This window comes from Leptotrichia buccalis C-1013-b, assembly GCF_000023905.1.
GTDB lineage: Bacteria > Fusobacteriota > Fusobacteriia > Fusobacteriales > Leptotrichiaceae > Leptotrichia > Leptotrichia buccalis.
In genome coordinates this window covers 813364-827092 of record NC_013192.1, presented here as the reverse complement: position 1 = coordinate 827092, position 13729 = coordinate 813364, and the positions used below count along the sequence as shown (strand labels likewise).

The following is a 13729-nucleotide window of genomic DNA, read 5'->3' as shown; positions in this document are numbered from 1 at the left end:
TTTCATCTAAAATATATTAGATCCTATCGCTTTTTCAACGTACTCATCTATCTTTTTAAGCCCTATCCCCAGACTTCCTTGATTATTCGGAATCAAAATAACAGCTGGAAGCACTTCACGATTGTATCTTTCAACGGTACTTTCAACCATAGCTGCAACTTGCTCTGTTACAAAGATAATACCATAGTTATTACTTGCCATTTCATCTATTGTACTTCTTGCCTCTTCCTTTGTAATAATTGGATACACGTCAATTCCCAATGCCTTAAATGATAAAATAGAATCTTTATCTCCAACTACACCTATTTTATGCATAAGTTTCACGCAACCTTTCTCTTATTTTATCCGAACTTATATTGTTTATCTTGCTTACCATTATCATTCTTATTGCATTAATTTCACGCTCTTTTGCAACTAGATATGTAAATAACGGCTCTGGTCCAAATACAACATATTTTGACTCTTTATTTAATTCCATCAAGTAATTATCAGAAATTTTTTCAAGCTCTGATAATCTTTTTGTTTCATTAAACACTTCTAGTCCTTTTGTCAGATATATTCCCAATTTTTCCTTTTTGAACTTATTCAAAATAGTGTCTGTATTGTCATTTATTGACTCAACAATTTTATTTTTTGAAATTGTCCCACCTTCAAAAATAACAGTTTCCAAAAATCTTGCATCACGATTTTGTTTTTTCACTCTAAATAAAGTTATCATATTTTGAAAATCAATCAGTCCCTCAACATAATCAGTAATAACTTTTACATCAATTTCTTTTGCCAGTCTTGATAAATTTTTAAAATAATGTTTATCTACGAGGATGTCAATTCTTTGCGGATCATGATTTTCTTCAAAGTCTTTCTGCACTTCATTAATTGCTTCCAGAATTTCCTGTGGCAAATCATGACTTTGCAATTCAAATTTTGTCTTAAATTTCCCAGCATCAATCGTCCCAGCCTGCATAAGCAGACTTGAAAAATCTTTTCCTGTTATTTTACTTTTTAATAACACCTTTAGATTATGATAATCATATTTAAGAGATAAAATATCAACAATTGCAGTGTTTTTAACCATACTTCTTACAATGGAAAAAACACGCTCTGTTTCTCTTTTCAGTATTGTTTCATAATCTTGACTGCCGTGAATATCAGCCATATCTTGAGAATATTCCGTTTCTCCCAATAATTTTAGCACTTCTTCGGGAGTTTCGGCTTCTATCATACGTTCCAACCTATTTCTAGTCAAAAGCCTCTTTTCAAGTACTCTAATAGTTACGACACTTTGTCCGTAATCCATTCTATCCATTTTTTTCTCCCTTGTTTACAAATTCCAGTTAATTATAAAATTTATTTTGTAAAAGAAAATATAAAACTTAAATTTTCATAAATTTTATTTACATTATGAAAAAAGAAGTTTGGAAATTTCAACTTCCAATTCATCTCTCATAAAATCCAATTTCACTTCAAAAGTATAATTTTCCTGAATTCCATTTTCTTCAATGACAAATCCCGAAGTTACAAACTCATTTTCTTTCACTTTTGCACTTGGAAATTCTTTTTTTACTTTATTTAAAAATTCTTTTTTTACAATTAGTTCTTTTCCTGTTATAGATTTTTTATCAATATTTTGATTCAAATAATTAATATATTCCTTCTCATTCATATTAACAAGTTTTGTTTTTAATTTATTTATAACTTTGTCAATTACTATCTGTTTTGCCTTTAATTTTTCATTTCTAGCCTTTAAATTTGCACTTGACTTAATTCTGTCTGAAAGCAGTTCACGCTCTCTTCTTGCATTTTCAAGTAATGTTTGTTTTTTTGCAATAGCTTTTTTTATTTCCAAATCGTATTTTTGCTTTGCTTTTTCCTCTGCACTTTTTACAATTTTGTCGGCTTCCTCTTTAGCATCATTTAATATTTTTGATGTTAAATTATTTAAATTAGACATATTCACTCCTTACCATATTTAAGGGGTATAAATACCCCTTTTTAAATTAGAATCTTCCTAATAGCATAATTGATACAACGAATGCCAATAACGCATAAGTTTCAACCATTACTGAGTAAATAATACCTTTTGTATTTTGTTCTTCATTTTTTGCAAGCAAGCTAATACCAGACGCAGCAACTCTTCCTTGTGCGATTGCCGAACCATAACCTGCAATTGCGATTGGTAAACAAGCCATTAAAATTCCTAATCCTGTTTGTAAAGTCATTTCAGGTTTTAATTTTCCTAACACCATAAGCCCGATAACGAATCCATATAACCCTTGTGTTCCTGGTAATAATTGCAATACTAACGATTTACCAAATTTTTCAGGTTCCTCACTCATAAGTCCAGTAGCTACTTCCCCAACGATACCTACACCTTTTGCAGATCCAATACCTGCTAATAATGTCGCTAATGCCGCACCTAATGTCGCCATTACGATTCCTCCATTTTGTACTAAAAATTGTGAAAAATTCATTTTATTTCCTCCTAATTTTTTCTATTTTATTTATTAAATATTTTTACTAAACTTAAAATTATAAAATTAATCATCAAGATTTATATATTTATTTTCTGTTCTAAAATCTTTAAATGGTTTTCCTCCACCTTCGTAAAATTTTCCAAAATACTCTACGTACATAAGTCTTGAAGTATGAACATAAGCACCTAAGAAAGATAAGAACATATTAAATAAGTGTCCTGCTATCAGTATTACTGGAATAAATATCATTCCAACCCAGCTTCCGCTAATCATTCCAGCAATCATATTTATAGCCGAAGCAATAAATCCACCAGAAAGTCCCAAAGCCATAAGTCTTGAATACGATACGAAATCTCCTACATAACTTGAAATTCCATAAAGGCTGTAAAGTCCTCCACCTAATTTTGCACCGACTCCTTTAGCTTCACGTCCACCAGTAAGTACGATTCCAGCCATTCCAGCAATCATTACCCACATTGACACGTTTGCCACAACTGCTGATAAATTCATTAACTTGAATATTAGGAATAACATTCCGCCAATAAGAGCCATATACCAAAACAATACATCATAAACTGCTTCCAATGATTTACCATCTCTAATTAACATATACGCTTTTATTGCCAATCCAACAAATATATGGACTACACCAAATAAAATTGAACCTATCAATAAATCATTATATTGTGACGCTGGATCTACCAATCGCCACATTCCTGGAATTGTCGCTCCAAAATATGAGCCATATAAAAGTCCCCAGAAAATAACAGAAAAACTTAAATAAAAGAAAAACTTAATAGATTTTCTCATTTGAGAACTTAAATTCACTACTTTTAAAACAAACATTGTTGCAAGCAGTAAAACAAGCCCATAACCTACATCTGCTCCCATCATTCCAAAAAATAAGATATAAAACGGTGTAAACAGTGGGGTTGGATCAACTTCATTATATCTTGGATATGCATACATTCCAGTCAAATTTTCAAATGTACTTGCAACTTTTCCATTTTTCAACTTAATAGGCACTGTCGCATCATCCTTATCGGCATCTATGAATGTCAAGTAATAATTATTCCTAGTCTCATCTTTTATCACTTTCTCAAATTCACTTACTTTTTCGGTTGGAATCCATCCTTTTATCAAAATAGTATTTTCAGTCTGTGCTAATTTTTCTGATTCAACAATTCTTAACTTTTTATTCTGCATATATTCGTAAACTGCCTGTAAATCAGTTAAGTCTTCACTATAAGTTTTAATTTGAGCTTTTAGTCTACGTTTTTCCTTTTTCAACTCTGAAATTTCCTTTTGCAGTCCATTTTTGTAATCTTGTGGAACTGCATCAATGTCAAGATTTTCCACTGTAAAACTGCTATTTCTAAAAACTTCAGCCAACTTTTTCTTTTCGCTTTCATCAATACTTGAAATTACAAGATAATACACTTCATCTTTTACTATTTTCAGCTCTTCATAATAAGTTTTATCAAGCTCAGAAATACCGTCAATAAAAGTTCCTTTTAACTTTATTGGCACTGTACCTAAAAATGTATTTACTTTTTTCAAGTTCTTTAATTCTTTAGGATTTACATCCAGTCGTTCCCACAAATCAATTTCATCATAACGTGTGTATTTTTTAGAAATTTCCGATTTTATCTGTGAATATTGTGTTCCAATTTTGTTCAGTTCAGAAGAAACTTTCTTCCAGTCATAAGTCAATACTTTTTTTGCTAGCTCGTCAAATGTATAATTCTCGTTTCCATAAATAACATCTCTTAAACGTGTCTTTCTCTCGTCATACTTTTTAATAAGAGAAATTGCATTGCTTAACTGATAAAGACGTTCATCAATGTGTGTCAACTCTTCATTATTTGCATATTTAGCAACACCTTCAACAGCATCTTTACTAAGTTCCCCATTTTCATCATGCAACTCAATATCTACAAAATTTACTTCTTTAAATTTTTGAAGTTTCTTTAATACTTTAGCTCTTTGTTCTGCGAAAACAACTAAATCAAATTTGCTCATTTTAACTATTGCCATTATTTCACAATCCTCTCTGCTAATAAATTAACAACTTCATCTATTTTCTTTTCGTCAATTTCAAGAATTTTGTTTACATTTTCTTCTTCACTGCTCAAAAGAGATTTTACTCTTTTTTCAGCAACATCAATTGACTGTCTTTTTAAACTTTCTACTTCAAGATTTGTCTCAGAAATTATTTTATCGCCGTCATCTTTTATTTTCTGCTCAATATTTTTCAAAATATCTTTCGCCTTTTCATTCGCATCGGCAATAATCCTGTCTGACTCACTTTCAGCATCTTTTATTTTTTGTAAAACTTCTTTTGCCAAGATATAACCTCCTTCAAAATTTATTTTTACTTTTTTATAATCATTTATAATTTTTTTAATTATTTATAAATAATTTTTCAAAAATAAATTGACTGATTAGTCATTATATTATTATGTTACCAATTTTTTAAGGTATTGTCAAGAATTTTTCTTTTCCTTAATTTACAGCAATACCACTTTAAAATCAAATTCAAAAATTATAATTTTTACTCAATTTTAGATTAATGTAATTTTTATTAGTTTGATTTTGAAAAAATTTGAATATGCTTCACTTTTTATTATAAAAATAATAAAAAAAATATAACACTCTTATATTTATGCTATATTTTCTCTCTTTTTGCTATTTATTTAAATTTATATACGTTGGATCATTTGGAACAGTAAATCCTGTTGCCCTTGCTTCTTCTTCCTTAGTTTTCAAATCATTATTACTTATAAATTCATTATCAATTCTTGCAACTTCTTTTTTTAATTGAATTAATTCTTTTTCTCTTATAGTCTTTGTTTTTCCCAAATCAGAAACATCATATAAAACAAATGCTCTCAATAAAGCTACTGCCGTTACTATAGTAACATAAAACATAACTATTTTTATAGCTTTTTTATTAAGTCCAGCTGTCCTTGAAAGTTGTCTTCTAACTTCTTTAGGAGCTACTATTTCTTTTCTTTTTGCATCCTGATGGGATCTTGCTGAATTTGTGATTTTTGGAACATCAAGTATTTCCATTTGCATTTTTTTATTTTTTGAAACACCATTCATAACCTATTCACTCCTTTCAAAAATTCTCAATTTTGCTGAATGTGCCCGATTATTTTCTGCTAACTCTAATTCTTTAGCAACAATCGGTTTTTTTGTAATTACCTTTCCCAGACTCTGTTTGCCACATACACAAATTGGAATATCTGGTGGACAAGTACAAGGATTTTCATATTCACGAAACTTTTCTTTTACAATTCTATCTTCCAGTGAATGAAAAGTAATCACTAAAAGTTTCCCATTTTTACCGAGCAACTTTACTGCCTTATCCAACGTCTCACTTAATATTTCAAGCTCCTTATTTACAAAAATTCTAATAGCTTGAAATGTTCTTTTGGCAGGATGCCGCTTCATACTTTTTCCTATTGATTTTATTACAATATCAGCAAGTTCCGTCGTAGTTTCGATTGCCTTAATTTTTCTATATTCTACAATTTTTTTTGCAATTTTTCTAGATTTTGGTTCTTCACCATACTTATAAATAATGTCAGCTAGTTCCTTTTCTGAAAAATTATTAATAACTTCATAAGCACTTATTTTTAAGTTACTGTCCATTCGCATATCTAACCTTGCCTCGAACCTATATGAAAAACCTCTTTTGGCATTATCCAATTGATTTGAGGAAACTCCTATATCCATAAGTATTCGATCCACTTTTTCAAAGCCTGCAAGATAAACGGCAGTATCAATATTTCTAAAATTATCTTGAAATATCTGAAGTTTATTTGCATATTTTTCAAGCCTTTTTTTAGCAAATTCAATAGCTTGTACATCCTGATCAATTGCAACAACTTTTGAATTTTTAGAAGAATTTTCTAAAATACCTTCCGTATGCCCGCCGCCGCCAAGAGTACAGTCAACATAAACTGCATCTTTATCTGTTATTATATTGTCCATCACTTCATCAAACAGCACAGGCTTATGGTATTCCATAAAATTCTCCTTTTTTAAAAGTTTTTTTAATTGTAAATTTTAATATTTTACAAAACTCTTTAAAATCAATTTTAAAGTTTAACATACTTAACATATATTAATAGTTTGTAATCTTGTTAATTATTAAGTCATTTTATTTCTTTCATAATTACTGAAACATTTTAGCATACTTTTCTTATTTTTTCCATATAAGTTTTTAAAATTTAAACTTTTATTTAGGGCGTGTCTGAAAACTATCAAAATGATGAATTTTTAATAAATTTTTCCAAAATCAAAAATAATAAATACTGATTTTATCGTGATTTGTATAATTTATAAAATCAAAAAAACATTAAATATAACATAGATTTTGAGTTTTCAGACACAGCCTAGAAATATTTACAAATTTATTTACAAACAATCTCATCAGCAATTCTTTCTGCCTCTTTTTTACCCAAAAGTTCACTAATAATTTCAAGAGCAAAATCAAGAGCAGTTCCCGCACTTCTGCTTGTAATAATATTCTCATCTTTAACAACTCGCTCTCGTGTCAAAATTGGGTTACCTTTTAATAAATCCTCTTCGCAAGCTGGAAAGCAAACCGCCTTTTTCCCTTCTAAAATTCCTAAACTTGATAATACCGTCGGTGCAGCACATATAGCAGCCACTTTTTTATTTTCCACATCTTTTGAAAACTCTACAATTTTATCAAGCAGCAATTGTGAATCAAAATAATTTTTAAATCCAGGTCCTCCCGGCAATATCAGCATATCATATTCTGAAAAATTAATCTCTTTAATCACTTTATCCGCCAATACTCTCACTTTTCTTGCACTTTCAACAAGATTATTTTCAGTAATAGATACTGTATCTACTGTAATTCCAGCTCTTTCCAATAAATCAATCGGTGTAATCGCCTCAATTTCTTCAAATCCATTTGCTAAAAAAACTGCTACTTTTTTTGTTTTCATATACTTTCAACTCCTTTATAATTTTAAGGTATTTTCTAATATTTTCCAAACAATCAAGATGAAAAAAAGGCTAATAGCGTTATTATTAGCCCTTTTAAAAAAATTATAATTTTGCTATAACATCTTCAGGTGTATCTTGTTGTAAGATTAAATCTCTGAATTTTTGTGCGTCTGCATAACTACTATTTCTAATTATTTTTTTAACAGTCAATCCAGATGAAGCACTCATACTGAATGAATCAAGACCCATTCCTAGCAATAACTTAGTTGCTCTCTTATCTCCAGCAAATTCTCCACACATACTAACACTTATATGAGCATCATGTGCAGCATCAATTACTTTTTGAATGGCTTCTAATACCGCAGGGTTAAATGAGTTGTATAAATTAGCAACCATTTCATTTCCTCTATCTACAGCAAGGAAATATTGTGTCAAGTCATTAGTTCCAATTGAGAAGAAGTCAACTTCTTTTGCAAATTTGTAAGCAATAATAGCTGTTGAAGGAGTTTCAACCATTATTCCTACTTTTATGTTTCTATCATAAATTTTTCCGATTTCATCAAGTTCTTTTTTACATTCTTCCAAGATAGCATTTGCTTTTCTGATTTCATTAACTGAGCTTATCATTGGATACATAATTTTAATCTGTCCATATTGAGACGCTCTTAAAATCGCTTTTAACTGAGTTTTGAACATATCTTTATTTTCCAACGAAATTCTGATTGCTCTATATCCCAAGAATGGATTTAACTCTTTTGGCAAGTCTAAATATGGCAACTCTTTATCTCCACCAATATCCATTGTTCTAATTGTAACAGGTTTCCCTTGCATTTTTTCGGCAACAATTCTGTACGCTTCATATTGTTCCTGTTCAGTTGGGAAATGATCAGAATTCATGAATAAAAATTCAGTTCTATACAATCCAATTCCAGTTGCTCCTGATTCTATTACAGCGTCAACATCATTAGGGCTTCCAATATTTCCCCAAATGTCAACTTTTCTTCCGTCAGTAGTAACTGCATCTTCGTGAATTAATTTTCTCAATTCTTCTTTTTCAACTCTTAATACTTCTTGTTTTTTAATGTATTCACTAACTAGCTCTTCAGATGGTTCTAGGAATAATTCTCCTGTTTCTCCATCCATAATAATAACTTCTCCGTCTTTTACTTCACCTAATATTCCTTTTACTCCAACTACTGCTGGCAATTCAAGCGATCTTGCCATAATCGCAGAGTGAGCTGTTTTTCCTCCAACTTCTGTAACAAATCCGATACAGTTTTCCAAATCTAATTGTGCAGTATCAGATGGTGTTAAGTCTTCAGTTACAACAATTGTTCCTGGCGCTAAGTTACTCAAATCGTGAATTTTCATTCCCAATAAGTTTTTAAGCCATCTTTTCCCTATATCTTTTAAATCAGCAGCTCTTTCTCTCAAATAAGGATCATCTAATTGTGAAATCATATCACAATACTCATCTATTCCATCGTGTAATGCTTTTGCAGCTGGGAACCCTTCTTCTTTAATTTTACCTTCAACTTCCATAATCAAATCTTCATCTTCAAGAAGCATAATATGACCATCAAAAATTGCTGCTTTATCTTCTCCCATTTTTTCTTTTACTTTTTCTCTGATTGCAATTAATTGAGTTTTCGATTTTTTCAATCCTTCTTTCAATTTTGCTAACTCTGCTTCAATTGTTGAACCCTCTTCTTTAATTTCTGGAATAACAATTTCCTCCGTGATAAAAAGTAATACTTTACCTATAGATACTCCTTCTGAAGCACCAATTCCTGTCATTCTTTTCATTTTTTTCTCCTCTATATATAAATTTTTTTATTACAAACAAATTTAGTTAATAAAGATTTTTTATTTTTTGAAACTCAACATTTCAATAATTGTATTTTTTCCTATTAGCCTTTATATTATCTCTTAATAATTTCACTATTTCACCTTTTCCAAACTTTGTTGCCATATCCATAGGAGTTCCACCATGTTTATCAGTAATTGTAGGGTTAGCACCATATTGCAATAACAATTTTACAATTTGGACGTTAGCTTTCAAAGTAGCATCCTCAAGAGGTGTCCATCCGTCCAACGTACTTCCTATATTTACGAGTTTAGGATCTTTTTTTAGTAAAGCTTGTACCGCTTCAACATTTTCATAATATGCGGCGGTTCCTAGTGTTGTCCTGTTAAAAATTGGATGTTTTTCATATAAATTTGCACCATTTTCAATTAATAAATTTAAAATTTCATGATTTTTAGCCTCAATTGCAACAACAATTGGAGTGTATCCATCTTGACTTTTGGCATTTATATCAACCAGCTCAATATCCCCTTCATATATTGATTTTTTATCAAGGTTAACTCCATACACCCCTTCTTTTCTATGTAGTATGCTATCTTCTAAATTCTGTCTATTAATAATATTATCCTTGGTAGCAAGATAAAAACGTACAATTTTATTATTATGCTTTCTAATAGAATCCAGTACTAATTTTATACGTTTTTCCTGAGTATTTTTTTCTCTTATTCTTTCAACCAGGTTTTCTCCCGTATTGTATTTAAAACTTAGCGAGAATGATATTTGACTGAGAAATAATGGAATGAGAAGAATTATTTTATAAAAAAATTTATTCATTTTTTAATACCTCACTATACTTAATATTATACCATATGATTTTAAAAGTGCAAATATTTTTTCAGATTTTTTTTCTAATAATTATAATACTGTACTAAAATTTCTATAAAATTCATTCTTTCCAATAAAAATAAATCATCAAAAATTTAATACTATTCCCCGTTTAAATAGCGCATATTTAATAAATTTTGAATTACATACTATTTAGTAAGGAATTAAAACTTTTGGTCCTTAACATAGTTTCTATTTTATAATGGGATTTAGTATTGGATTATTTTATTTAATATCAGTTTTTTAATATTTTTATTCATTTTTTTCTTTTTTTCGCAGGATTGCTCATTGCCGCAAATCCTTATCTTGCAGTAAAGGTTTATCCTGATAATTAAAATTGTGGCAAGATTGCTACGCAATACCCATGGCTAGACTACGACTTTTATTTGCCCACCTCCGAAACTCCTCCTTATAGTCGTCAAACAGTCGTAGTTGAACAAATAAAATCTCCGTCGGTTTATAATTATATTTTAATTATTTTGAAATACTAAGTTTTTATCCTTTGTTGGAAAAGCTTCCAATAAATTCGTTATTTAAATGGGGTTTAGTATAAGTTTTATACTATTTCCTATTTTACATAGTAGATATTTTATAAATTTTAAATTATATGCTATTTAGAAAAAATAGTTATGAAACTCGTTTATTCCATAACTATTGTTTTTTATTATTTATTTAATTTATCGTATCTTTTAGCCAGTTCTAAAACTCTTGCCTTTGTCATCTCATATTCAGTTCCAGCTGCTCCAAACAAAGCCATTCTAGGTCCATCCTCTTCATCAGCTAATGCCTTTTTTATAGCCGCTTTTCTACTTTTTATCCATTTTTCCTGTTCGGCTTTAAATTTTGACTTTTCTTTTGCTGGCAATTTTTTCAAAATCAAATCATAAACTTTGTTTAATTCCTTTTCCCATTCGCCTGTCAATTTATAGCTAGCATTTAGCATGCCATCTGTACTTCCAGACTCCAAATCTGGCTGAACTTTTTCTTCTACAACTTTCATTCTTTCTGTCATTTCATCTTCATATTTCCCTGCAAACACAATCGCTCCTGCAAGCAGCATTCCTAATAATAATATTTTTTTCATAATAATCTCCTTAATTAAAATATATTTTTTATTTTTTCACATTCATTTTATCATATCTTTTTGCTAGTTCCAAAACCCTTTCCTTTGTTATACTCAGTCTTTCACTAGCAGCTAGCTCTCCAGCCATTCTAGGTCCTTCTTCTTTAGTGTATTTATCATAAGCCTTTTGTACTTGACTTTCTCTATTTTTTAACCATTTTTGTTGTTCTGATTTAAATTTTGTCTTTTCCTTTGCTGGAAGTTTTTTTAGAATCAAATCATAGACTTTATTCATTTCTTTTTCCCATTCTTTATCTAAGTCCAGTGAAGCATTAACCATATCAGCTCTTACTCCGCTATCCCATCCAGTTTGTGCTTTTTCTTCTGCAACTTTCATTCTTTCTGTCAATTCATTTTCATATTTTCCTGCAAATGCAATAGCTCCTAAAAGTAATAATCCTGCTATTAGTAATTTTCTCATTTTTTATCAACTCCTATTTTTTGTATTTTGTATTAAATCACAAACCCCTTTTTTAGTCAACTTAATTTTCAATAAAATTCAGATATTAATTATATCCTGTTGGACAATAATCCTTTAATATAAATGGAAGAATTATATTCCCGTCCTTATCAATTTCAACCATTGTTTGAAGTTTTGTATCAAAAGTAAATCTTCTGTCATCTCCAGTATCTTTAGTTCCATATTCAACGGTAAATCCATTTTTTGCTACAGTTATAAGTTCTTCCCATCCGCCGTCATCCTCACCATGTAAATACCATTTTCCATTTTTCTGAACAATTTCAAACAGTTGATCACACCAATATCCCTTCACTTTATTCATATTAAAGTTTGTATCCACTGTTGCTTTTGTTTTTTCAGGCAGCTCAATAGAAAGTATCTGATCTGTATCATTTTTAGCAAGTGTTACTAAAGTTTTCATTTTCGTATCATAAGCATAAGTTTCTTTTTCACGTTTTTTATAATTTGCTGAAAATTTTCCATTTTTTTCCATTACTATAGGAACTGTTTCCGTTTCATCGAATCCGTCATGTATCTTTGTTATGTACCATTTTTCATTTTTTTTAAATATTTCAATACCTTGATATTTTCCTGCCACTTTTTCCAAATTGTGTTTTCCATCTGTCGTGACCTTTATCGCAAATGCTGGTATCGCAGCTAACGCCATAATTAAAAATAATATTTTTTTCATAATTTTTACCTACACTTTCGATTTAAATTTAGTATTTATAATTGTTTTATTTTTCTCAACTCCTATTTCTATTATTTCGCTTATTATAATCATTTTTTATAACTCTACATATCCTTCTGGACAATAATCCTTTAGTATATACGTATCAACTATATTTCCATCCTCATCAATTTTCACAAGTGTCTGAAGTCTTGTGTCAAATGTAAATTTTGCAATATCATTCTCAATTTTAATAGTAAATCCATTTTTTGTTACAATTAAAGGAGTGTATTCGTCATCAAAATCAGTATACATGTACCATTTTCCATTTTTCTGAACAATTTTTTCAAAATCACACCAATCTCCCTTTACTTTATTCATATTAAAGTTTTTATCCACTGCTGCTTTTGTTTTTCCTGTAGGCAATTCTATAGAAAGTATCTGATCTGTGTCATCTTTAACAAGCGTTACCAAAGCCTTCATTCTTGTATCATAAGCAAAAGTTTCTTTTCCATGCTCAAATTCTGCTGAAAATTTTCCATCTTTTTCTAAAACTAGAGGAACTGTTTCTGTTTTAAAAGCTTTTTTTGTCGCATACCATTTCCCACTTTTTTCAAATATTTCAAGTTCCGAATATTCTCTGTATTTCCCCGCTACCTTATCTAAATTATGTTTCCCATCTGTCGTAACTTTTACTGCAAACGCTGGTATTGCAGCTAATGCCATAATTAAAAATAATACTTTTTTCATAATTTTTACCTACTCTTTCTATTTAAATTTGATATTTATAATTTTTTTATTTTTTAATCATAATTTATTTATACAATTTATAATAATCACGGTATAATTTATACATTTCAGGATTATCCTCAGGGAATCTTCTTAAAGTTTCAGGGTCATCAACTTTATTGTAGTTTTCTTCACGTACAATACTAATTATTCTTTTCGTTTTTCTATTCAAAATTACTGGATCTTTTAATTTTGTATCGTATCCAACACAGATATATTCATCACAAAGCACATTTTTTTCCTTAACTGCATCTGAAATTCGTGGCGGCTCATTTTCATCTCCAGTATCAGAAGCGTAATCCCAGAACTGATACTTTCCATTTTTCAATTTTTTTATTTCTATTGAAGTATCATCAGCTGTTATCTCTCTTTTCAGTAATATTTCCTCATACAATTTCCCATCATTTGTAAAAGGTAAATCATAACCTTTGTAACTAAATTCTTCTTCCGAAAATCCAATAACTCCCATTAAAAGCATAAGTGCCATAATAATTTTTTTCATTTTTATTTCCTCCACTTTCTATTTTTTCTT

The 13729-nt window shown here is 29.6% G+C and carries 16 protein-coding genes; all 16 read right to left on the bottom strand.

All coding sequences use genetic code 11. From position 1 onward, the window contains the following. Positions 1-6: 6 nt before the first annotated feature. A complete protein-coding gene (locus LEBU_RS03815) occupies positions 7-315 on the bottom strand; it encodes a V-type ATP synthase subunit F (RefSeq protein ID WP_015769013.1) in 309 nt (102 codons plus the stop codon). Next, the gene (locus tag LEBU_RS03810; RefSeq protein WP_015769012.1) at positions 308-1306 is read right to left on the bottom strand and encodes a V-type ATP synthase subunit C; all 999 of its coding nucleotides are present in this window, start codon (positions 1304-1306) and stop codon (positions 308-310) included. The genes LEBU_RS03815 and LEBU_RS03810 overlap by 8 nt, the downstream gene beginning before the upstream one ends. Before the next feature lie 93 nt (positions 1307-1399). Continuing rightward, a complete protein-coding gene (locus LEBU_RS03805; protein ID WP_015769011.1) occupies positions 1400-1951 on the bottom strand; it encodes a V-type ATP synthase subunit E in 552 nt (183 codons plus the stop codon). Between the two features lie 46 nt (positions 1952-1997). Further along, entirely contained in the window at positions 1998-2471 is a 474-nt protein-coding gene (locus LEBU_RS03800) for a V-type ATP synthase subunit K (protein WP_015769010.1), read from the bottom strand. A 66-nt stretch (positions 2472-2537) separates the two neighbouring features. Further along, on the bottom strand, positions 2538-4511 hold the full coding sequence (locus LEBU_RS03795; RefSeq protein WP_015769009.1) for a V-type ATP synthase subunit I: 1974 nt from the start codon (positions 4509-4511) through the stop codon (positions 2538-2540). Further along, positions 4511-4822, bottom strand: a complete 312-nt coding sequence (locus LEBU_RS03790; protein WP_015769008.1) for a hypothetical protein — start codon at positions 4820-4822, stop codon at positions 4511-4513. The genes LEBU_RS03795 and LEBU_RS03790 overlap by 1 nt, the downstream gene beginning before the upstream one ends. Positions 4823-5162: 340 nt before the next feature. Further along, positions 5163-5582, bottom strand: coding sequence for a hypothetical protein (locus LEBU_RS03785; RefSeq protein WP_015769007.1), 420 nt, complete (start codon positions 5580-5582; stop codon positions 5163-5165). A gap of 3 nt (positions 5583-5585) precedes the next feature. Then, the gene (gene rsmH, locus LEBU_RS03780; protein ID WP_015769006.1) at positions 5586-6512 is read right to left on the bottom strand and encodes a 16S rRNA (cytosine(1402)-N(4))-methyltransferase RsmH; all 927 of its coding nucleotides are present in this window, start codon (positions 6510-6512) and stop codon (positions 5586-5588) included. 386 nt (positions 6513-6898) lie between these two features. Next, positions 6899-7462, bottom strand: coding sequence for a DJ-1 family glyoxalase III (locus tag LEBU_RS03775; protein ID WP_015769005.1), 564 nt, complete (start codon positions 7460-7462; stop codon positions 6899-6901). 103 nt (positions 7463-7565) lie between these two features. Continuing rightward, positions 7566-9269: a phosphoenolpyruvate--protein phosphotransferase gene (gene ptsP / locus LEBU_RS03770; RefSeq protein WP_015769004.1), complete on the bottom strand. Its 1704-nt coding sequence runs from the start codon at positions 9267-9269 to the stop codon at positions 7566-7568. Positions 9270-9351: 82 nt separating this feature from the next. Next, entirely contained in the window at positions 9352-10104 is a 753-nt protein-coding gene (locus tag LEBU_RS03765) for an ankyrin repeat domain-containing protein (RefSeq protein WP_015769003.1), read from the bottom strand. 715 nt (positions 10105-10819) lie between these two features. Then, a complete protein-coding gene (locus LEBU_RS03760; RefSeq protein WP_015769002.1) occupies positions 10820-11239 on the bottom strand; it encodes a lysozyme inhibitor LprI family protein in 420 nt (139 codons plus the stop codon). 28 nt (positions 11240-11267) lie between these two features. Beyond that, positions 11268-11699 (bottom strand): lysozyme inhibitor LprI family protein, encoded by a 432-nt coding sequence (locus LEBU_RS03755; RefSeq protein WP_015769001.1) that lies wholly within the window; start codon positions 11697-11699, stop codon positions 11268-11270. A gap of 85 nt (positions 11700-11784) precedes the next feature. After that, positions 11785-12429: a hypothetical protein gene (locus LEBU_RS03750; RefSeq protein ID WP_015769000.1), complete on the bottom strand. Its 645-nt coding sequence runs from the start codon at positions 12427-12429 to the stop codon at positions 11785-11787. 96 nt (positions 12430-12525) lie between these two features. Continuing rightward, on the bottom strand, positions 12526-13158 hold the full coding sequence (locus tag LEBU_RS03745; RefSeq protein ID WP_015768999.1) for a hypothetical protein: 633 nt from the start codon (positions 13156-13158) through the stop codon (positions 12526-12528). Between the two features lie 64 nt (positions 13159-13222). Then, positions 13223-13699 (bottom strand): hypothetical protein, encoded by a 477-nt coding sequence (locus LEBU_RS03740; RefSeq protein WP_015768998.1) that lies wholly within the window; start codon positions 13697-13699, stop codon positions 13223-13225. Between the last annotated feature and the right edge of the window lie 30 nt (positions 13700-13729).